Below are 20,387 nucleotides of genomic sequence, written 5' to 3'. Positions count from 1 at the left end.
GCTAGTTCGCCAGCGGGTGCGGCCGTATCTGGAACCGCACGATCTCGCTCGTCGTTCCCTTGCCGCCCTCGAGATGGTGCGGCGACCCCGTATTGAAGCTGGACCAGACCCCGCGCCCCTTCCAGCCGGCGTCCGGATCGTCGATCCGGCCGTCCAGACCGCGGCTGTAGAAGCCGAGCGGATACGGGACGCGCATGATCACCCAGTCGCCGCTGTCCGGATCGAGGGCGAGCAACGCGTCCGACGTCGTGCCGGTGGCAATCGGCGTGTTGGCGCCGAGGCCGAGGGTGTCGAACTGGTCGACCCAGTTGTAGTAGTGGTAGTCGGCGTTGGCTGAGCCCTCGACGCCCTTCAGCTTCGGGCCGGGGGTCGGATACAGCGTCCACCCCTCGCGGCAGTGCTGGCCGGTGGCGGTCGGTCCGTTCAGCACCGCGCACTTGCTGCGGTCGAAGCTGGCCATGTGCCCGCTGCCGCCGAGCGCGGTCCAGATCACGCCGTTGCGGTCGACATCGATGCCGCGGGGGCCGTATCCCCACTCGTTCGGGTCGCCACCCGGATCGTACGGCGGCTCGTAGACCTCGGAGATGCAGGTCTCCGGCGGATTGTCCCCGAGCTCCAGGCGGATCAGCTTCCCCGGCACCGGGAAGCGCCGCGTGATCCATACCGATCCGTCCGGATGCGGGATGACGCCGTAGGCGCGCTTGAACTTGTCGAGGCTGCCGACCCGCGTGTCGCGCGCCGGATCGATCTCGACGTCGCCGTTCCAGTCCGGCTCGTTCCACGGCCTGGTGATGACGCCGTCACCGTTGGTGTCGATGACGGTCGGACACCAGCCCTGCGACACCTGCTCGTCGCCGGTCTCGTCGTACAGCCGCGTGTTCAGCCAACCGATCGCCTCGGTCGATCCGCTCAGCCACAGCGTGTCGTCCGCGTCGTCCGCGAACTGCAGGTGGTGCGTGAAGTAGCACGTGTCGATCAGCTCGAACTCGCCGGTCTCGGGGTCGTAGTAGGACACCTGGCGCGTCTCGTCCTGATGTTGAATCGGGTAGTACTGCGCGAACCGGTTGTCCGAACCCTCCAGGCACCAGTCCGGCACGTCGTTCGGCCGCACCGCCTGCGTGATCCAGAGGCGGTTCTTGTCGTCCAGCATCGGGTTGTGGGCGCTCCGGCTCTGGATGTTGACCGGTTCATCGCCCCAGTAGAGCGACGGAATTCTGGTCGACGACCCCTGATACGAGACGGGCCGCCGCGGGCGCTCGATACGCGTCGGCAGGTCCATCCGGACCGACTCGTGGGTGCGGGGGTCCGTGATCACCAACCCGGCCCCGCCGACTCCGTATATGGGGCCGTTCGCGTTGAGCGTCGGATTGCGCTTGTCGGTCGTGATCTCGTCATGCACCATGCCGCGCGGGTGTCCCCACTCCCACATGCTGAGGACGATGTTGCGTTCACGCCCCTGCGGCCGCGGCGGGACGGGGGGCAGCTCTCCGGCGGCGATCCGGTCGCTCCACTCGGCGTACAGCTCGAGCGCGCGCGGCCGGCCCATGCGGTTGAGTTCGACGGACATCGCCGGCCCGGCCCCGCCCGCCAGGAGGCGGTACTCCCACGCGTCGGCCGACGAGTCGAACTCGTCGAGATCGAGCATCGGCATCTCGCGGGTCGCCTCATTGCCGAGCTGGTGGCAGAGCTGGCAGCCGTCCTTCAACCGGTCGATCCAGTCGGCCTGGGTATGCATGGTGGCGCCGATGCCGTTTCCGCGCGGCCCGGTGCCCGGAAAATCACTGGCCGGCGGCACCTCGAGGAGCGAATACCAGTAGTTGGCGGGATAGATCTCCGCCGCCTCGGCCGGCGAGGCCGCTTCGGTCGCGGTCAGCGCCAGGTCGTCGCCGGGCCGCGCGGGCGTCCTGTCCGAATCGGACAGGCCGTAGCCGCGGACCCATACCTCGTAGTTGGCGTCGGGGAGATCCGGCACGAGGAACCGCCCGTCGTCGTCGGTCACGACGATCTTCCGGAAGCCGGTCTCGAAGTCGTCCGTCTCGGCGATGACCCAGACGCCGGCTTCGGGGCCGGCCGCGCTGGTCACGACACCGCTGATGTCCTCGTCCTGGGCCGCAACGGGTGGGCCGAGTAGGGCGAGGCCCGCCGCCAGGAACGCCGCCGCCGCGCAGCCGCCGATCATGTGCCGCTTCGTGGTCATGTCGTCTCCCCCTGCCCGGAGCCTGCGCGCCCGCACTGGCGCGCTTGCGCCATTGTGCAACCTGCCGGCACGTGCGGCAACCCCTAATCAGCCGGACGTTGTGAACTGCGCGTCCGACCGCCTCCATCGGGGCTCGTTTCCGGCATGGGTGCCGTGAGCCAGTTTCTCCGCCGTCTGCACACTCCGGGGTAGCCCGTGGCAGGGCGATGGAGGAAACCATGACGGCAACGCAAACGGTAACGGGAGGTATGGCGTCGGCGTCACCGGCCATGGCGCGCGCGCGCCACGCGCGGGAGAACGACAGCCTGCTGGCAGGCGTGGAGAAGCGCGCGCTGCTGTGGATGGCGGCTCGCCTTCCACGCTGGATCACCGCAGACCATCTGACGGTGCTGGGGCTGGTGGCCATGGCCGGTGTGGGCGCGGCGTTCTGGGCGTCGCGCTGGAGCGATCTGGCCCTGATCGGCGTTGTCGTCGGCCTCGCCCTCAGCTGGTTCGGCGACAGCCTTGACGGAACGGTCGCCCGCATCCGGAAGCACGAGCGGCCGCGCTACGGCTTCTACGTGGACCACGTGGTCGACATCGCCAGCATGCTGCTGCTCTGCGCGGGCATGGCGCTGTCGCCGCACATGAGTCCGGTCGTGGCGCTGGTGTTGCTGGCCGCCTACCTGATGGTCTCCGCCGAGGCCTATCTCGCGACGCACGCGTGCGGCGTCTTCCGGCTATCGCTGATGAAGATCGGTCCTACCGAGCTCCGCATCCTGCTCGCAGCCGGCGCCGTCCGCCTGCTCGTGGGTGGGCCAGATGTCGAACTGCTGGGCGCGAGCTGGCGGCTATTCGACATGGGCGGGGCCATCGGCGCGGCCGGGCTGTTCGGGGCGCTGGCGTTCTCGGCCCTACGCAACGGGCTTGCTCTCTACCGGGCGGAACCACTCCCGCGATGACCATCAAGGGGCTGCGGCGATGGCTCGTCTTCAACGTCGTCGGCTCGATGGGCGTGGCGGTTCAACTGCTCGTGCTGGTGACCCTGACCGAGGTGGCGACCCTCGACTACCTGGTCGCCACGGGGCTGGCGGTGGAGTGCGCCATCCTGCACAACTTTGTCTGGCACGAGCGCTGGACGTGGCGCGACCGGGGCATCGGGATGCCTGGTTGGGCGGGCCGGCTGCTCCGGTTCAACCTGGTGACGGGCACGCTGTCCATCTCTGCCAACGTCGTGTTCACCGGGCTCTACGCCGAGGCGTTCGGCATCCACTACGCATTCGCCAACCTGATGGCGATTGCGTCCTGTTCGGTGCTGAACTTCATTGCCAACGACCGCTTCGTGTTCCGTCGCGTGCAGGCGCCGGACGCCTGCGCGGAGTGCTGGCAAGGCGCGCGGCGTTCCGCGTGCCGATGAAGAAAGTCAGCTATTGCGGCCGCAGCCGCGCCAGAAAGCGTTCGAGGTCCCGGGCGAAGTCTTCCCGGATCTGCCGGGTCTTGCCTGCCAACGCCGCGATCTTCTCCGAATCCAGCTCCGCGGCGTAGGCGTGGCGGAAGCGATGGCGAAATCGTCGCAATTCGTCCAGATCCGATGCAGTTCGTTCGGACAGGAGCGCCGGGCGGATACCCGGGATGTCGAGCTGCATCCGCCGGATCAGGTTCACGTGATAGCCGGCTGCCTCGATGCGGTTCTCGAACGAGCGTGCGACTTCTTCGAAGAGCTGTTCGACGGCGCCGTAGAGATTGTGAAGCTGGTAGCCCAGGCTGTCGACAGCTTCGGCTCCGCTGACGAACGACCCCCGTCGCTCCTCGATGCGGTCGCCGATGCGTTGGATGTCCCGATGGCGCGCGCGCAACTCCGCATCGAGAACGGCGAAGGCTGCTTCATCCATACACCCTGACTCCCGATCGGATGAAGGCCTGCGGGTCGGGGTGGAGATCGAGGTCGATGACGTCGACCTCCCTGCCGGTCGCATCCTCCAGCGCCTTCATCACCTCCAGGACCACGCTCGAGCAACCCGCCACGGCCACGTCGATGTCGGATGACTCCCGCCAGAGCTCCGGTGATCGCAAGGATCCCACGACGTAGGCAGCCTTCACGCCGAGCGGTTCCCGCAGCTCCGCCAGGGCGCCACGGACACGCCGCAACAGTTCGGCCTGCTCCGCCGCCAGCCTTCGTCGCCGCTCCCGGACCGCCCTGTCGAGCGTGCCGGTGTCGAACATGTTTTGTTGCCTCCCGCGCCCGCTACGGCGTCTTGACCGGCGGGGCCGGCCGCTGGGGCAGCGCCTTCGGATCCTCCCGCATCATGCGCAGCACTTCCTCGACCGCCCGCTCGAGCTGCGGGTCCTGCCCTGCGATGACCGATCGCGGGTCGTTCTCGACCTCGATGTCCGGCTCCACGCCGACGTTCTCCACCACCCAACTGCCGTCGGCGCCGTTCGTGCCGAACTGCGGCACGTTGACCGAGCCGCCGTCGATGAGCGGCCCGTGGCTGGTAATGCCGATGACGCCGCCCCAGGAGCGCTTGCCGATGAGCGGCCCCAGCCCGGCCTCGCGGAAGCGGTAGGGGAAGATGTCGCCGTCGGAGGCGGAGTCCTCGTCGAGGATGCAGACGAGGTGCCCGTGGAACGCCCACTGGGGGTAGGTCTCCGGAGTGTCGTAGGTTCGCGAGAAGCTGGTGCCGAGAACGTCCCGGCGGAGGCGTTCGATGAGCATCTGCGAGACGTTACCGCCGCCGTTCCCCCGGACGTCGATCACCAGGCCTTCCTTGCGGATCTGCCCGTAGAACCACTTGATGAACTCCTGGATCCCCTCGGCGCCCATGTCCGGAACGTGCAGGTAACCGACGCGGCCATCGGTCATCTCCGCCACCTTCTGCCGGTTGGCTTCCACCTCGGTCAGATAGCGCAGGCTCCGCTCCTGGGTAACCGGGGTGTACGAGACCTCCCGCGCCCCCTCGAACGTCGGCTCGGCGTGCAGCGTCAGCCGGACCGGCCGATCCGCGCGATGGCGCAACACGCGATAGGGGTTGTCCGATCCCAGCAGATCCTCGCCGTCAATCGCGAGCACGTAGTCGCCGACCCGCGCATCGACGCCGATCTCCGTGAGCGGCGACCGGTAGCGAGGCTCCTCGTTGTGGCCGGCAAAGATCTCGACGATGCGATAGCGGTCGGCCTGGGCGTCGAGCTCGAAGACCGCGCCGGGCAGGGCGACCTCTGGTCGGTCGGGCGTTTCCCAGTCGCCGCCCGCGATGTAGGCGTGGCTGACGTTGAGCTCCGCCACCATCTCTCCGATGACGTAGTTCAGGTCCGACCGGTGCCCGACGTGCTCCAGCATCGGGCGGTACCGGTCGCGCAGCGCGTCCCAGTCGTAGCCGTGCATGTTATCGACGTAGAAGAAATCGCGGAATCGCCGCCAGACCTCGTCGAAGATCTGCGCCCACTCCTCGGCCGGCACGCGATCCACCATCAGGCCGTTCGTCGAGACTCGCGTGGCGTCGCCGCCGCCCGCCGGATAGACGTTCCAGGCGTTCCCTTCGCGCACCAGCACCCTCTCGCCGTCGCGCGACACCGCGTAGCCGCCGATGCCGTCGGCGATCGTCTCGGCTTCCCGGTCGGCGAACGTGAAGCGCCGGAGCGCCGGCTGAACGCTGCTGCCGCGCCCGTAGTACTGCGGGCCGCCACGGATGAAGAAGACGCCGTCATCAGCGCCGCTCAGCCCGACGTAGTTGTCGAACGGGACCGGCAGCCGCACGACGCGCTGGGCGAGCCCGTCGAAGTCGATCGCGATGGGCCCCTCCTCGTCCTCGTCTCCGTTCTCGTGCCCGCCCTCGCCCGCGCCTTCCGCGTCATCGTCGGGATCCGCCGTCTCGTGCTCGTCATCCGCGTCGGGATCGTCACCCTCGCCGTCATCCTCGTCCGCGTCGGGATCGTCGCCGCTCAGCTCGACCTCGTCGCTTTCCGGCGGCAGCGGGTGCTCCACGTCGCGACGCAGCGCCGCGGCGTAGATCCCGGTCTCCCGATCGACCAGGTAGTTCCACTCGAACGAGCCGAGCTGCGGCGTGAACTGCCGGTCGGACAGGTAGTACAGGAAGTCGCCGTCCGGGTCCCATGCCGGGTTCCACTCGTGGAAGTACTCGCCGGTGACGCGATGCAGCTCGCCCTCGGCCAGGCTCCAGACGTAGATGGAGCTGAAGCCCGTCGCGTCGGTCATCGAGAACGCCAGGTAACCGCCGCGGGGCGACCAGACGTAGTCGCGCAGCAGCCCGCGTTCCTCATCGGCGACATCGATTACCTCCTGGGTCTCGACGTCGATGACGTAGAGCCTGCCGTCCTTGTCGCTGAAGGCGAGGTGGTCGCCGGTCGGCGACCATTCCGGCGCATAGCGCATCGCCTGCCCGCCGGTCGTAAGCTGCTCGGGCTCGCCGGAGCCGTCCTGGGCGACGAGGTAGATCTCGTCCTCGCCGCTCGCGTCGGAGACGTAGGCGATGCGCCGTCCGTCCGGGGACCAGCGCGCCCACTTGTCGTGCGCCGACGAGCTGCGCGTCAGATTGCGGGTCGGGCCGTTCTCGATCGGCGCCGTGAAGACGTCGCCACGGGCCACGAAGAGCGCGCGCTCGCCCCCGGGGCTGAGCTCCGCGTCCTCGATCAGGGCCGCCGCGGCCACGCGGGAAGGCCGCATGGCGAGGCCGTCGTCGGGCACGGTGATCGCGATGGGCTGCGATGTCCCCGCGTCGATGGAGTAGATCTCCAGTTCGCCGTTCAGCTCGTAGACGATGCGGTTGGCGCCGTCATCCCCCGGCCAGCGGACGTCCCAGGTGTCACTCTCCGTCAACTGCGTTGTCTCGCGCGAGCCGACGTCGTAACGGTAGAGGTTGAGGGTGCCGTCCCGGTCCGACGTGAAGTAGATCGCGTTGCCGATCCACATGGGGTCGCGATCGGCCCGCCGGTGGGTCGTCACCCGCTCGACCACGTGGGTCTCGCGGTCGAAGATGTAGAGTTCCTGCGCCCATCCTCCCTCGTAGCGCTTCCACGTGCGGAAGTCCCGGAAGAGAGGAGAGTAGACCACGCGGCTTCCATCCGGGGAGAGATCGCCGGCGCCCGACTCGGGCATTTCCAGCGGGATCGGCAATCCGCCGTCGACGGACGCCAGGAACAGCCGGCTGTCGGAAAGGTCGGTGCTGTAGCGCAGCGACCGGAACAGCACCGCCTGCCCATCCGGCGACCAGTCGTAGACCTGGTTGTCGTAGCCCCAGCGTGGCGCCAGCGGACCGCGGGCGGGGTAGTAGGTGATCTGCTGCGGCACGCCGCCGGTGGCCGGAATGACGTAGACCTGTTCGTCACCGTCGTACTGCCCGGTGAACGCGATGCGGGATCCGTCCGGTGAGAACCGCGCGAAGAGTTCCAGCCCCGGATGGGCGGTCAGCCGGGTCGCCTGGCCGCCCGCGGTCGGCGCCAGCCAGAGATCGCCGGCGTATGTGAAGACCACGCGGTCGCCATGGATGTCGGGGAAACGGAGCAGCTTCGTCTGGGCGGCGGCCGGAACCACCGTGGCCGCCAACATGCCGACGACGCAGGGCGCCATCAGGAATTGGAATCGTCGGAACATCTTGCCTCCTGGGTCACGAGGGACTCGACCATGCGGATCCCGTGCCTTGAACGATTACGTCAAGAGTTCAGACGATACGTCAAGGGGGATTGTTTCGGTCTGCTACGGGCTCCTACTCCACGCGGAGGACGTTCATGGGCTCGATGCGCGTCGCCCGCCGGGCCGGAAGCCAGCAGGCGACGAGCGCGACGGCCACCAGCACGAGCGGCGCTACGGCGAATGTCAGGCGGTCGCCCGTGCTGACCCCGTACAGGAAGCCCTCCAGCACGCGGCTCGAAGCGGCCGCCGCGAGCAGGCCGGCGACGGCCCCGGCCGCAATGAGCATCGCCCCCTGACGGACCACCAGCGCCACGATGCTGCCGCGCTGCGCCCCGAGCGCCATCCGGACACCGATCTCCCGCCGCCGCTGGGCTACGACATAGCTGAGCAGGCCGTACAAGCCGAATGCAGCGAGGAAAAGCGCGAGCGCCGCGAAGAAGCCGACGATGCTGGCATAGAAGCGGGGCTGAGCGACTGCGGCGGACAGCCGCGCGGCCAGGGTCGAGACGTTGTCGATGGTCGCGCTCGGGTGTGCCTCGGCCACCGCTTCGCGAAGGAACGGGACCGCGGGCAGCGGGTCACCGGTCGTCCGCACGGCAACGAACTGGTGGAGGAAGACAGTAGGCACACCCGCCATCTGGTAGGTGGGGACGAACACCTCGGCCGGCGACGGGGTGACCGCGATACCCTCGTACCGCATGTCCGCCACCACCCCGACCACTTCCCACGGCTCGCCCCCCGCCTCGGCGTGACCGAACCGGATCCGTTGCCCAACCGCGGGCTCACCGCGAAAGACCTCACGAGCGAACGTCTCGTTGACCACGCAGACCTGCGGGCTGCCCGCCCTGTCGCGACGGGTATAGAAGCGTCCGCTACGCAGGCGTAGCCGCAACGCGTCGAAATAACCGGGGCTCGCCACCCGGACTGACGCAAAGGGCATTTCCGCCGGATCGCTCGCCGGCGGGCGGCCTTCGACATGCACGCTCGCAAACCCGGAGGCATTGTTGACCAGCGGCAGTCCGGTCGAGAGGCCGACTGCCTCCACCCCCGGCAGAGCCGTTAACCGGTCCGCCGCGTCGAGCAGCGGCTCGGCGAAGCTCTGGCCTCCGGACCTGATCAGCTCCATCCGTTCCGCATCGACCGCGCCGGACTCAAGACGCAGGTCCGGGTTCCAGGTCAGGGCGGTGACGACGTTGGCGGGGTCGTAGCCCCGGTCGACCGTCACCAGCTCCACGAAGCTGCGCAGCAGCAGTCCGGCCCCGACCAGCAAGACCAGGGCCAAGGCCACCTGCGCGGTTGCCAGCGCGGCGCGGGTCCGGCCGGCTCGCAGCAGCCGGAAACCGCCGGTCGACTGCAGGCTTCCTTCGTTCAGTGTCCGCAACAGTGGCACGCGCGACCACTGGAAGGCCGGCACGGCGCCGAACACCAAGCCCACCAGCACCGACAACCCGAGCGTGAACGCCAGCACCACGTCGTCCACGCCCGCCTCGTCGAGGCGCGCGATGTCGCCTGGCACCAGCGCCGGCACAGCCCGCAACACGGCGGTTGCCACGGCCAGTCCGATCGCCCCGCCGCTGAGGCTGAGCACGATACTCTCGGTCAGGACCTGCCGAACCATGCGGCCGCGACCCGCCCCGAGCGCCGCGCAGACCGCCAGCGCCCGCTGCCGTGTCACTCCTCGCGCAAGCAGCAGCCCCGCGACGTTGATGCAGGCGATGAGCAAGACGAGCGCGGTCGCCGCCGTAAGCGCCAGGAGCGCCGGCCGGTACTCGGCCACCAGGTCCTCCCGCAACGGAATCACCACCGCGTCGATCTCCGGCGTGTCTCCCGCGCCTGAACCTCCCTGGCTGGTGCCGGTCCTGGCAAGGGCTCGCAAGAACGGAGTGCTCCCCTGTTGCAGAATCGTGCGAACCTCGGTGGCGGCCTGCTGCGGCGAGACGCCGGCGCGGAGACGCCCCAGTGCGTTGAAGAAAACGACTACGGCACCCTGCGCCTCTTCGCCCGGCTCCGGCGGCGCCGGCGACGTAAAGGGCGTTATCACGAATGGTGTCCAGGCCTCGGTCTCCGGGGTGGGAAAATAGAAGTCCTCCGCGGTGACTCCGACGACTGTGTGCGGGTTGCCGTTGAGGTCGAGGACGGCCCCTACGATGCCCGGATCCGACCCGAATCGTCGGGCCCAGGCGCCGTAGCTCAGCACGACGACCTGATCCTCGCCCTCCCAAGCTTCATCCGCGATGAAGAACCGGCCGAGGTGGGGCCGCGTTCGCAACAGCGGGAACATCGACGGCGAGACCTCCGCGCCGCGGAGGCGCGTCGCAGTCGCGCCGTCCGAACCTGCCAACTGCATCTCCGTCGCTCGATAGCCGGCGACCTGTTCGAACGAATCGGCTTCCTCCTGGATCCGCGGCATCGTCGCATTGCTCAGAAACAGCGACGCTCGGGCCGCCGGGCCGACCATTTCGCCGATACGCACGATCGCGTCGGAATCCGGATAGGGCAGCGGCCGGAGCAGCATGGCGTAGACGATGCCGAACATCGCCACGTTCGCGCCAATGCCCAGGGCAAGGGTTGCCAACGCGGTCAGGGTAAAGCCGCGTTGGCCGAGGAGCGCGCGCACCGCCTGGCGGAGGTCTCGGAGCATTCTCTCCATCATGGCACGACAGACCCGGTGCGCTATGATGGCCGGCCAGAGCGCGTGGCGGTTCTTCATTGTTCAGCCGAAAGGAAGACGCGTTGAGCAACCCAACCCGCACTCCGGTTCGCCAGCCGGAATCCGTCGCACGCGTCGGTCGGCGCCGTTTCCTGCAGCTCCTGGGCGCTGGCGCCACGTTGGCCGCAGGCGCCTCCGGGCGGGCCCACGCGGTTCATGGGCAGGCGTCGCCCGACGTGGTGGTGGTCGGCGCGGGAACGTTCGGCATGTGGACGGCGCTCTACCTGCAGCGTCTCGGCGCCCGCGTCACGGTGGTCGACGCCTACGGCGCGGGGAATTCCCGGCAGACCTCGGGTGGCGAGACCCGCGGGGTCCGTACGTCGTACGGCGACCGGCCCCACGGGCGGCAGTGGACGGGTTGGGCGCAGAGGGCCATCGAGGGCTGGCTCGCCTGGGACGAGGACCACCGCGCGCGGCTGCTGCCGCGCCTCTTCTTCAGGACCGGGGACCTGATTCTGCGTGAGGAGACCAACCAGTACTTCACGGAGACCCGCGAACATTGGGACGCGCTCGGCACCCCTTACGAAGTGCTTGCGCCGGACGAGGTCGCCTACCGCTGGCCGTGGATCCGGTTCGAGAATCTCGGTGTCGCCCTCTACGAACCGGGCGCCGGCGTGGTTCGGGCGCGACGCGCGATAGAGTCGGTGGCCCGCGTGTTCGAGGACGAAGGCGGGACGATCAGGATAGACCGTGCCGAGTTCGGCGCGCGGAACGGGCGGTCGCTCGGCTCGCTGCAACTCGCCTCGGGCGAGCGCCTGTCGGCGGGGACAGTCGTCCTCGCCTGCGGCCCCTGGTTCCCCAAGGTCCTGCCGGGGCTGATGGGGCAGCGGGTCCGCATCGCCATGGGTCACGTCTTCTACTTCGCGGTCCCATCGGCCGATACCCGTTTCTCGTATCCCTACATGCCGAGCTACGGCGTGCCGGGGTGCACCGGCTGGCCGGCCCTGCCGCCCGACCACCGGGGATTCCGCGTGCGCACCGGCGGCCGCCCGCCGGAGGATCCGGACTTCTCGGATCGCTGGATCGCCCCCGAGTATCACGACCGCCCGCGGGAGATCCTGACGCGGCACTTTCCGGATCTGGTGGGTGCGCCCATCAACGAGACCCGGGCCTGCCACTACGAGAGCAGCGTCGATCGGAACTTCATCATCGATGTCCACCCGGATCTGGACAACGTCTGGCTGGCCGGCGGCGGATCGGCCGAGGCCTTCAAGTTCGGGCCGGTGCTCGGGGACTACATCGCGCACCGTGTGCTCGATGACGATCGCGAACCCGAGCTGGCGGACGGCTTCCGCCTGAAGGACGAGGAGTTCGAATCCGGTGCGTGATCCCCTGCTGCTGACCTTCCTGCTGCTGGGGGCGGCAGTGTTCGCCGTCGATTACTGGTTGGGCGACCGCGCGGACGAGCGCCCGGTCGTCGAGGTGACCGCGGATCAGGTGGAGCAGCTTCGCGTGCGCTGGATGGCGCAGTGGGGCAGGGCGCCGAACCCGGAGGAGTTGCAGGGGCTGGTGGACGAAGCGGTCGACGAGGAGATCCTCTACCGCGAGGCGCAACGGCTGGGGCTCGGCCGGGACGACGCCATCGTGCGCCGCCGCCTCGCCCAGAAGCTCACGTTCCTGCTGGAGGACGCCGGCGACGCGGTGGCGCCGACCGAGGAGGAGATCGCGGAGTACTTCGCGCGAGAGTCCGAACGCTACCGGAGGCCGGCGCGGACGAGCTTCGATCACGTCTTCCTCTCGGGCGATCGCCGGACCGACGCGGCGCGCGACGCCCGGGCCCTGCTCGACCCGGTGCGCGCCGACGGGAATGATGGCTGGGAACGGTTGGGCGATCCCTTCATGCTGGCCCGGTCGTACGTCGAGCGCTCGGATCAGGAGATCGCCGGGCTTTTCGGAACGGACTTCGCGCAAGCCGTAGCCGACCTGCCCACCGGCGACTGGAAGGGTCCGGTGGTATCGACCTACGGCGTGCATCTGGTGCGCGTGAACGGCCGAACCGCTGCCCGCGCGCCGGCGCTTGCCGAGCTGCGCGACCGCGTCGTCGCGGATCTGCGACAGGAGCGCCGCCGCGAGCGAAGCCTGGCGGGCTACGAGGAACTGCGCGAGAGCTACGAGGTGCGGCTACCTGCGGGAAGCAGCGAGCGACTGAAGTGAAACAGACGCGTCCCGGACGCGTGGGGAGTCTCGCATGACAGCACGGCTGACGGCGTGTTTGTTGATCCCGACGATGCTCGCCTGCGGAGCGGCGGAGGAGCCCGCGGGGGAGACGCCGTCGCCTGCGGCGCCCGCGCCAGGCCGCGTCGTGCAGGAGTGGAACCCGCCGAGCGCCCCCGCGCAGCCGGCCGACCTGGTCACGCGGGAGCCGTGCACCCATCACGATCCGCTCCGGCAGGCGTTCTTCGGCGACCTGCACACCCACACCGCCTTTTCCCTCGACGCCCTCGGACGCGGTGGATTCCAGACGCCCGACGACGCCTACCGGTTCGCCCGCGGGGAGGAGATCGGCCTCAGTCCGCTTGACGCCGACGGCCGGCCGGCGCGGGCCGCGCGGCTTGTCCGCCCCCTCGATTTCGCCGCGGTCACGGATCATTCCGAATGGCTGGGCGAGGTCGCGGTCTGCACCAACCCGTCTTCCCCCGTCTACGACTCGGCCGCCTGCCGCGGCCTGCGACCGGGCGGCACACCGGAGGAACGCGCAGCCTGGCAGGCGGACCGGCTTGCCGGACGGGGCCCGGTGGTCTGCGGCGACGACGGCCGGGACTGCCGCGACGGCCTCCTCACCGCGTGGGAGGCGACCCGCGAGGCGGCCGAGCGCTACTACGACCGCTCCAGCGACTGCTCGTTCACGACGTTCCACGCCTGGGAGTACACTCGCGCGCCGGGCCGTTCCAAGGTGCACCGCAACGTCATTCTCCGCAACGAGATCGGACCGGAACTGCCGATCTCCTGGATTGACGCGGACCAGCCCCGCGACCTGTGGACCCGGTTGAAGGCGCGCTGCAACGACACCGGCACCGGCTGCGAGGCGCTCACCATTCCCCACAATCCCAACATCTCCAACGGCCAGATGTTCACCCTGGACTGGGGCGGGTTGCCCATCGACGAACAGCGGGAGCGCGCCGCGCTGCGCAGCGAGATGGAGCCGCTGGTGGAGATGATGCAGGCCAAGGGCGAGTCCGAGTGCCGGCGGGGCATGTGGGACGTGGTCGGCGGCGAGGACGAGCTGTGCGACTTCGAGAAGGTCCGCTACATCGACGGCCAGCGCCCCCCCGACTGCGAGGACGGCACGGGTGAGGGCGGCCTCCGCGGCGAGGGGTGCCAGTCGCGCCTCGACTTCGTGCGCTATGCGCTCATCGAAGGCATCGCCCAGGAAGAACGCCTCGGGATCAACCCGATCCAGCTTGGTCTGATTGCCAGCACCGACGGACACAACGGCCTGCCGGGCGACACGGACGAGTACGACTACCAGGGTCACAACTCGAACGTCGACTCGGACCTGGAGAAGCGGCTCACGACCCAGGCCTACGCCCCGCACCCGCTCCGGAATCCCGGTGGGCTGATCGGCGTCTGGGCCGAGGAAAACTCGCGCGACTCGCTGTTCGACGCGATGCAGCGGAAGGAGACGTTCGGCACGAGCGGCGTCCGGATCCAGGCGCGGCTCTTCGGCGGCTGGGACCTGCCGGATCTCTGTTCCAGCAACGACATGATCGCCGAGGCGTACGAGACCGGCGTGCCGATGGGAAGCGTGCTGCCGGCCCGCGAAGGCTCCGGCGCGCCCCGCCTGTTCGTGACCGCCCTCGCCGATCCGGGCACGCCGGAACGTCCGGGGACCCCGCTTCAGCGTATCCAGATCATCAAGGGCTGGGTGGGGGATGACGGACGGTTTCACGAAGCGATCTACGACGTAGCCGGCGATCCGGACAACGGCGCCGGCGTCTCTCGGGAAACCTGCGCGCTGAGTGGGGAGGGCGCGGCGTCGTTGTGCACGGTCTGGACGGATCCCGATTTCGATCCGTCCCGTTCCGCCGTCTACTACGCCCGGGTGGTGGAGAATCCAAGCTGCCGCTGGAACGGCTATCAGTGCGCCGCGCTGCCCGCCGAGGAGCGTCCGGCGGCGTGTTCCAATCCCGACCTGCCGTGGAGGATCCAGGAGCGCGCCTGGACCTCGCCCATCTGGTACCGGGCCGACGATCAGTGACGCTACGGGTTCCCGGGTTTGCTAAGCTCGCGGCATGGCTGACTTCCTTCGTCGCATCCGCGTTCCGGCCGTTTCCCTTTGTCTGCTGCCGTTCCTCCTGACGGGCGCCGCGGACGCCCAGAACGAAGACTGGGGCGGCTACCCGGGCGACGAATGGCCGCTCGCGGGCGGCCACTTCGGCCAGACTCGGCATTCGTCGCTGACGCAGATCACCCCTGACAACGTCGAGCAGCTCGGCGGGGCCTGGGTCACCGAGCTGGGCGGAGGCGAAGTGTCCCGCTCCACCGTCGTGGTGCGCAACGGGCTGTTGTTCCTGAACACCGGAAGCAGCATCCGAGCCCTCGACGCCGCCACCGGCGAGGAACAGTGGCGAGTGCTCGCACCGGTTGGCCGGATGAACAAGGGCGTGGCCCTGGGATCCGGGCTGGTCTTCGCGGGGCTCAGCGACTCGCGCCTAATCGCGCTCGATCAGCGGACCGGCGAGCAGGTCTGGGAGCACCTGGTGGGCGTGGAGGGCCAGTTCGGCCAGTGGATTTCCTCCCCGTCAACCTACGCCGAGGGGCTGGTGATAACCGGCATGGCGAACGGCGACAGCTATCTGCGCGGGCGGATCGTGGCGGTGGACGCCCGCACCGGGGAGCGGCGGTGGCTCTTCGACGTGATTCCCGAGCCGGGCGCCCTCGGCTCGGAAACGTGGCCGGTAGACAGCGACGTATGGCGATTCGGCGGCGGCGGCGTCTGGATGACGCCGACCGTCGACGTCGACCTCGGCCTGTTCTTCGTCGGCACCGGCAATGCGGTCCCGATGTGGGGCGGCGAGCTGCGGCCGGGCAACAACCTGTTCACCTCGTCGGTGGTGGCGCTCGACCTCCATACGGGTGAATACCGCTGGCACCAGCAGCTCGTGCACCACGAACTCTGGGAGCACGACCTGGCGACGCCGCTCATCGTCTACGACACCGAGGTGGACGGGGAGACCCGGAAGGCGCTGGCCGCGATGCGTACCGACGGGTATCTCTTCGCGTTCGATGCCGAGACCGGCGAACCGGTGTTCGAGATCGAAGAACGGCCCGTGCCGCAGAACGAGTTCCTGCGGACCTCGCCGACGCAACCCTTCCCGGTCGGCGCCGACAAGGTCGGCTCCGACTGCGTCGACCCGGACATGATTCCGCCGGGGTTCGAGGCCGGCTGCTACTACGACCCGATCGGTCCCGATCTGCCGAACAAGTTCATTCCCTACATGACGATGCGGTTCGCACCGATGTCCTACAGCCCGGTCACCGGGTACTTCTACGGCATGGCATGCGTCTATCCTCGCTGGATCAAGCGCCCCGAGAACGGTTGGTTCTTCACCGGCACCACCGTCCGGGCGCCCGGCCTGAAGCAGCACGGCCTCCACGTGGCGCTCGACAGCCGGACCAACAAGATTGTCTGGCAGCACGAGGTGCCCTGGTCGGACTGCAACAGCAGCGGCGCCCTGACTACGGCGAGCGGCCTGATGTTCCACACCGAAGCGGACGGCAACCTCGGCGCCTTCGATCAGCGGACGGGCGAGGTGCTGTGGCAGTTCCAGACCGGCCAGATCGGCCTTTTTGGCTCGAACGGCTTCGGGGGCGGGCCAGTGGTGACCTACGCGATCGACGGCGAGCAGTACGTGGCGTTGACCATGGGACGCCTCGTCTGGGGCTTCAAGCTCGGCGGGACGGTTCCGCCGCGGCCGGCGCCGGAGCCGCCGCCGACGGTGCTGCCGTTCGAGGGGCCGGTCGCCGAAACCGACACTATCGAGCTCAAGCGCGTGATCACCCAGAGCAACCAGAACACCGGGCGCAACGACGAGTGGCACGACGACTACGGATTGACTCCGACGCGGGCGTCCGTCGCCGCGGGAACCGAGGTGACCTGGACGAATCCGACCGGGCTGAGCCACACCCTCTCGGCGCGCGACGGCTCGTGGACCACCGGTCCTATCGGCCCGGGGGCTTCCGGTTCCGTGGTCCTCGATGCGGCCGGCGAGCACGAGTACATCTGCACCGAGCATCCATGGACGATCGGGCAGATCATCGTGGAGTAGCCCGATCCTTGCAGCCGTTACTCGCATCGATGGCCGTCGCGGGTTCAGGGAATGGGAGTTGGCTTGGCTTTTTTGCTGATTGACATCATTATGATGTAGATGTAAATATGATGGCATGATAAAGACGCAGGTGCAGCTTCCTGACGCTCTATATCGCGATCTCAAGCGGTTGGCGGCGACTCGAGAATGGTCGCTCGCGGAGACCATCCGGCGCGCGTCGGAGCAGTTCCTTGCCCGGTATCCCTTGGCCGCGGGGCCGGCGTATCCGCCCTGGCGTCCACCAGTGTCGGACGCCGTGGGTTGGCGCGGACTGAGCCACGAAGCAGTTCGCGACGCTGCTCACGATGACGTCGAGCCGACTGGCGTCAGTCGTTCCGATGAAGGGCAGGGGCTGTCAGGAGTGCGGCGCCCGTGACGTCGTTCGACTCCAACATCCTGCTCTACGGCTTCAGTCGGGACAGTCCCTTTCACAATCGCGCCCGCAGCCTGCTGGAGGACTGGACTCCGCGTGAGGACGTCGCAGTCTCGGAACTCGTACTGGTGGAGTTCTATACGCTTCTCCGGAACCCCGCCGTGCTCGCCCGACCTCTGTCGGCGCGCGAGGCGGTCGAGGTCGTTCAGGCCTACCGGCGGCACCCGCGTTGGATGCTGCTCGGCTTCGACACGGACAGCGTGGCGGTGCACGAAGAGTTGTGGTCCCGAGCGGCCGAGTCCGTCTTCGGGCGTCGCCGTGTCTACGATGCCCGTCTGGCCTTCACGCTGCGGCGGCAGGGCGTTACCGAGTTTGCAACCGCTAACGTGAGGGACTTTCAGGACTTTGGATTCGAGCGGACATGGAGTCCGTTCGACGACTGATGGGTCGCGTATGAGTGTGGTTTCGTGAGGTGAGGACAATGAACTGGATGCGTCTGTGTCTGCTGGCGGCGATGTTCCTGGCGGTAGTTCCCTCGATAACCCTGGCGCAGGAAGCGGTGCGGCACGGCGAATCACCGCTCGTGCTGCCGTGGAAAGAGGCCGACTGGGGACCGCCATCCGACCGGCCGGGCTTTCCCGCCGGTCTGCGCAACGCGGCGGTCGCAACGGACCCGGCCACCGGCGGTCCGACCTACTTCGCAAGGTTTCCGGCCGGATCGGAATTCGCCATGCACTGGCACACCCACACCGAAACCGTGGTCGTGCTGGAAGGCGCCGTCGACATCGTCATGGACGGCACGCGCTACACGGCGACGACGGGCAGCTACGTGATTATCCCGGGCGGTGCGCACCACGCCTGGTACACGCACGCGGACGCGGACGTGGTGCTCCTCGCGCGCCGGGACGGGCCGGCGGACTTCCACTTCGTCGAGCCGTAGAGTTCAAACCACCCGGGTGGCGCGGCCGCTCGAATGTAGCGGGGGATTCACCACGGCGTCCTACCCCCCGCTGACTGCCGCCTCCAGCTTGGCCAGGGCGTCCTCGAGGTTCGCCGGCGCCGCCGACCGCGTGCCGGCCCAGAGGTCGCCCACCTCGTCGAGACGCGCGTGGATGGACCGCATCGTGAAGTCGCGCGGCTGGAGGCCGGACTTCGGACCGTCATGCACCTCGGCCCAGGTGAGCGGCGCGGAGACGCCGGCGAACGGACTGGCCCGCGCGCTGTAGGCGCAGGCCAGGGTCTTGCCGTAGATGTTCTGCAGGGTATCGATATAAACCGCATCGGCCGGGCGTCGGCGGACGGTCCGCTCGACGGTTGCCGCTTCCGGATGGCGCGCGGCGACGACAGTCGCCACAATCTGGCAGAAGATCATTCCCGCCTCGTACGGCGTCCCGGCCGGCAGGGGGATGAAGATGTGGAGACCCTCGGAACCGGACGTCTTGGCGAACGACGGGACACCGAGCCGCTCCAGTTCGTCGTGCAGCCAGCGGGCTACGTCGAGCACGCGCGTGAACGGCGCGTCCGGCATCGGGTCGAGGTCGAGCGCCGTCATGTCGGCCTCCGTGATCCGGTCGAGCGTCGAGAACCACGGATCCTGCGAGATGACGGCGAGCTGCGCCATGTAGATCAGTGTCTGAAGTTGACCGCCGATCAGGTAGGGCACCTCGGAGTCGGCCGATCGATCCGCCCCGGCGCCCAGCTTTTCCGCCACGATCGCGACCCGGGCGCCGTCCGGGATCGGATCCGGCGCACGGTGTTGATAGAACGATTTCCCGTCCACGCCGTTCGGAAAGCGCTTCATGACGAGCGGCCGGCCCGCCACCACCGGAAGCAGATAGGGCGCAACGCGCAGGTAGTAGCGGAGCAGGTCGCCCTTCGTGAGTTCCGGTTCGGGCCAGAACACCTTGTGGAGATTGCCGACCGGCACGCGCGCGCCGCCGGCCAGGACGAGCGTGCCCTTCCGGCGGCTCGCTTCAAGCGCGTTCAGCTCCGCCAACAGATCCGCGGCAGCCGGTTCCGGCCCCGCTTCGGGTGCGACGCGCCGGCGCGGGGCGGACGGTGGCGGGCCGGTGTCCGGCCGCTGGTCGTCATGGCGGACCGCGGCGGGACGGACATCGTCGCGCAGACCGTGGTAGACGGGGTTGCGGAGGATGCCGTCCCGCGTCCACTGCGTGAACGCAACGCGCGCCACCAGCTCCGGCTTGACCCAGCCACGCTTCTCGGGGCGGTGCGGCGCCGGCACTTCCGCGAACGGCGACGACTCCGTGACGAGCGGCGTGAGCCGACTGGCCAGCCGGTCGAGCTCGGCATCGGTAAAGCCGGATCCGACCTGACCGGCGAAGATGAGCGGCGTCGCCCGGGTCCAACGCCGGTCGGCGGGGTAGTAGCCGAGGAGCAAGGCGCCGATGTGCCGGCGCGATCCGCGCGGCGCGGTCCAGCCGCCGACCACGAAATCCTCCGAGCTGGTGAACTTCAGCTTCTGCCATTGCGCGCTCCGGCGGCCGGAGGAGTAGCGACTCGCCGGTTGCTTGGCGATCACGCCTTCCCAACCGCGCTCCTCGCCGTCGGCGGCCAGCGCCTCACCGTCGCCGACCTGGCTGTCGGCCAGACGGATCAGTTGAAGGTCGCGCCGCCGTCCCCGCAACAGGCGTTCGAGCCGCTTCCGCCGCTCATGGCAGGGGAGGGGCCGCAGGTCCTCGTCGCCCTCGCGCAGCAGGTCGAAGAGGATGAGTGCGACCGGCACCTTGAGCGCCGCCGCTTCCGCCGCCGCGCCCGTCCTTTGCAGTCGATCCTGCAGGTACTGGAACGCCAGGGGAGCGCCGTCGTCCCCGGTTGCCACGACTTCGCCGTCCAGCAGCACGGGGCGGCGCAGTCGGCGCGCGAGGCGCCGGAGCGGATCGAAGAGATCGGGGAATTCGGGAGTCTTGTTGCGTCCCAGCCGGGTATAGATCGCGGGTGGGGCGGGGCCGTCGAGCGCGACGAGGGCACGGATGCCGTCGTACTTCGGTTCGAAGATCAGCCGCTCGTTCCGCAGGAGGCGGAAGTGGGCTTCGGGCGGCGCCAGTTCCGCCAGCATGGGGCGGACGTCCCGCGGGTCTTCGCGCCAGATCGCCGCGTTTGGCGTTCGTGCCGGCCGCGCGCCCGTTCCCGCCGTCCGTTTCGCCACGGCCAAC

Annotated in this window: 15 protein-coding genes; 9 read left to right on the top strand and 6 right to left on the bottom strand. The window is 68.8% G+C overall.

Annotation, left to right across the window (positions count from 1 at the left end):
• Position 1: 1 nt before the first annotated feature.
• Complete coding sequence (locus F4Y45_00590; GenBank protein MXY23010.1) at positions 2-2,197, bottom strand: carboxypeptidase regulatory-like domain-containing protein; 2,196 nt, start codon at positions 2,195-2,197, stop codon at positions 2-4.
• 269 nt (positions 2,198-2,466) lie between these two features.
• On the opposite strand from F4Y45_00590, the gene F4Y45_00585 reads away from it, so the two are divergent.
• Positions 2,467-3,138 (top strand): hypothetical protein, encoded by a 672-nt coding sequence (locus F4Y45_00585; GenBank protein ID MXY23009.1) that lies wholly within the window; start codon positions 2,467-2,469, stop codon positions 3,136-3,138.
• A complete protein-coding gene (locus F4Y45_00580) occupies positions 3,135-3,593 on the top strand; it encodes a GtrA family protein (protein MXY23008.1) in 459 nt (152 codons plus the stop codon). The genes F4Y45_00585 and F4Y45_00580 overlap by 4 nt, the downstream gene beginning before the upstream one ends.
• A 10-nt stretch (positions 3,594-3,603) precedes the next feature.
• Here the strand turns inward: F4Y45_00580 and F4Y45_00575 are convergent, their stop codons facing one another.
• The 4 genes from F4Y45_00575 to F4Y45_00560 form a co-directional block, all read right to left on the bottom strand.
• Complete coding sequence (locus F4Y45_00575) at positions 3,604-4,068, bottom strand: hypothetical protein (protein MXY23007.1); 465 nt, start codon at positions 4,066-4,068, stop codon at positions 3,604-3,606.
• On the bottom strand, positions 4,061-4,399 hold the full coding sequence (locus tag F4Y45_00570) for a nucleotidyltransferase domain-containing protein (protein ID MXY23006.1): 339 nt from the start codon (positions 4,397-4,399) through the stop codon (positions 4,061-4,063). Before F4Y45_00570 ends, F4Y45_00575 begins: the two co-directional genes overlap by 8 nt.
• 22 nt (positions 4,400-4,421) lie before the next feature.
• On the bottom strand, positions 4,422-7,784 hold the full coding sequence (locus tag F4Y45_00565; protein ID MXY23005.1) for a peptidase S41: 3,363 nt from the start codon (positions 7,782-7,784) through the stop codon (positions 4,422-4,424).
• A gap of 112 nt (positions 7,785-7,896) precedes the next feature.
• On the bottom strand, positions 7,897-10,533 hold the full coding sequence (locus F4Y45_00560) for an ABC transporter permease (protein ID MXY23004.1): 2,637 nt from the start codon (positions 10,531-10,533) through the stop codon (positions 7,897-7,899).
• A gap of 23 nt (positions 10,534-10,556) precedes the next feature.
• Between F4Y45_00560 and F4Y45_00555 the strand changes: the two genes are divergently transcribed.
• The 7 genes from F4Y45_00555 (at position 10,557) to F4Y45_00525 (ending at position 18,154) form a co-directional block, all read left to right on the top strand.
• A complete protein-coding gene (locus tag F4Y45_00555; protein MXY23003.1) occupies positions 10,557-11,861 on the top strand; it encodes an FAD-dependent oxidoreductase in 1,305 nt (434 codons plus the stop codon).
• Positions 11,854-12,687: a peptidyl-prolyl cis-trans isomerase gene (locus F4Y45_00550; protein ID MXY23002.1), complete on the top strand. Its 834-nt coding sequence runs from the start codon at positions 11,854-11,856 to the stop codon at positions 12,685-12,687. The genes F4Y45_00555 and F4Y45_00550 overlap by 8 nt, the downstream gene beginning before the upstream one ends.
• Before the next feature lie 34 nt (positions 12,688-12,721).
• The gene (locus tag F4Y45_00545; GenBank protein ID MXY23001.1) at positions 12,722-14,731 is read left to right on the top strand and encodes a DUF3604 domain-containing protein; all 2,010 of its coding nucleotides are present in this window, start codon (positions 12,722-12,724) and stop codon (positions 14,729-14,731) included.
• A 34-nt stretch (positions 14,732-14,765) separates the two neighbouring features.
• Positions 14,766-16,802 carry a PQQ-binding-like beta-propeller repeat protein gene (locus tag F4Y45_00540; protein MXY23000.1) on the top strand — a complete coding sequence of 679 codons (2,037 nt, stop codon included), beginning with the start codon at positions 14,766-14,768 and terminating at the stop codon, positions 16,800-16,802.
• A gap of 115 nt (positions 16,803-16,917) precedes the next feature.
• Positions 16,918-17,217: a hypothetical protein gene (locus F4Y45_00535; protein MXY22999.1), complete on the top strand. Its 300-nt coding sequence runs from the start codon at positions 16,918-16,920 to the stop codon at positions 17,215-17,217.
• Positions 17,214-17,657 carry a PIN domain-containing protein gene (locus F4Y45_00530; GenBank protein MXY22998.1) on the top strand — a complete coding sequence of 148 codons (444 nt, stop codon included), beginning with the start codon at positions 17,214-17,216 and terminating at the stop codon, positions 17,655-17,657. The genes F4Y45_00535 and F4Y45_00530 overlap by 4 nt, the downstream gene beginning before the upstream one ends.
• A 38-nt stretch (positions 17,658-17,695) precedes the next feature.
• The gene (locus F4Y45_00525) at positions 17,696-18,154 is read left to right on the top strand and encodes a cupin domain-containing protein (GenBank protein MXY22997.1); all 459 of its coding nucleotides are present in this window, start codon (positions 17,696-17,698) and stop codon (positions 18,152-18,154) included.
• 60 nt (positions 18,155-18,214) lie between these two features.
• Here the strand turns inward: F4Y45_00525 and ligD are convergent, their stop codons facing one another.
• A complete protein-coding gene (gene ligD, locus F4Y45_00520; GenBank protein MXY22996.1) occupies positions 18,215-20,380 on the bottom strand; it encodes a DNA ligase D in 2,166 nt (721 codons plus the stop codon).
• Positions 20,381-20,387 lie beyond the last annotated feature (7 nt).

Source organism: Acidobacteriota bacterium (assembly GCA_009838525.1).
GTDB lineage: Bacteria > Acidobacteriota > Vicinamibacteria > Vicinamibacterales > UBA8438 > VXRJ01.
The sequence above is the reverse complement of the archived record's forward strand: the minus strand, read 5'-3'. Positions and strand labels throughout refer to the sequence as shown.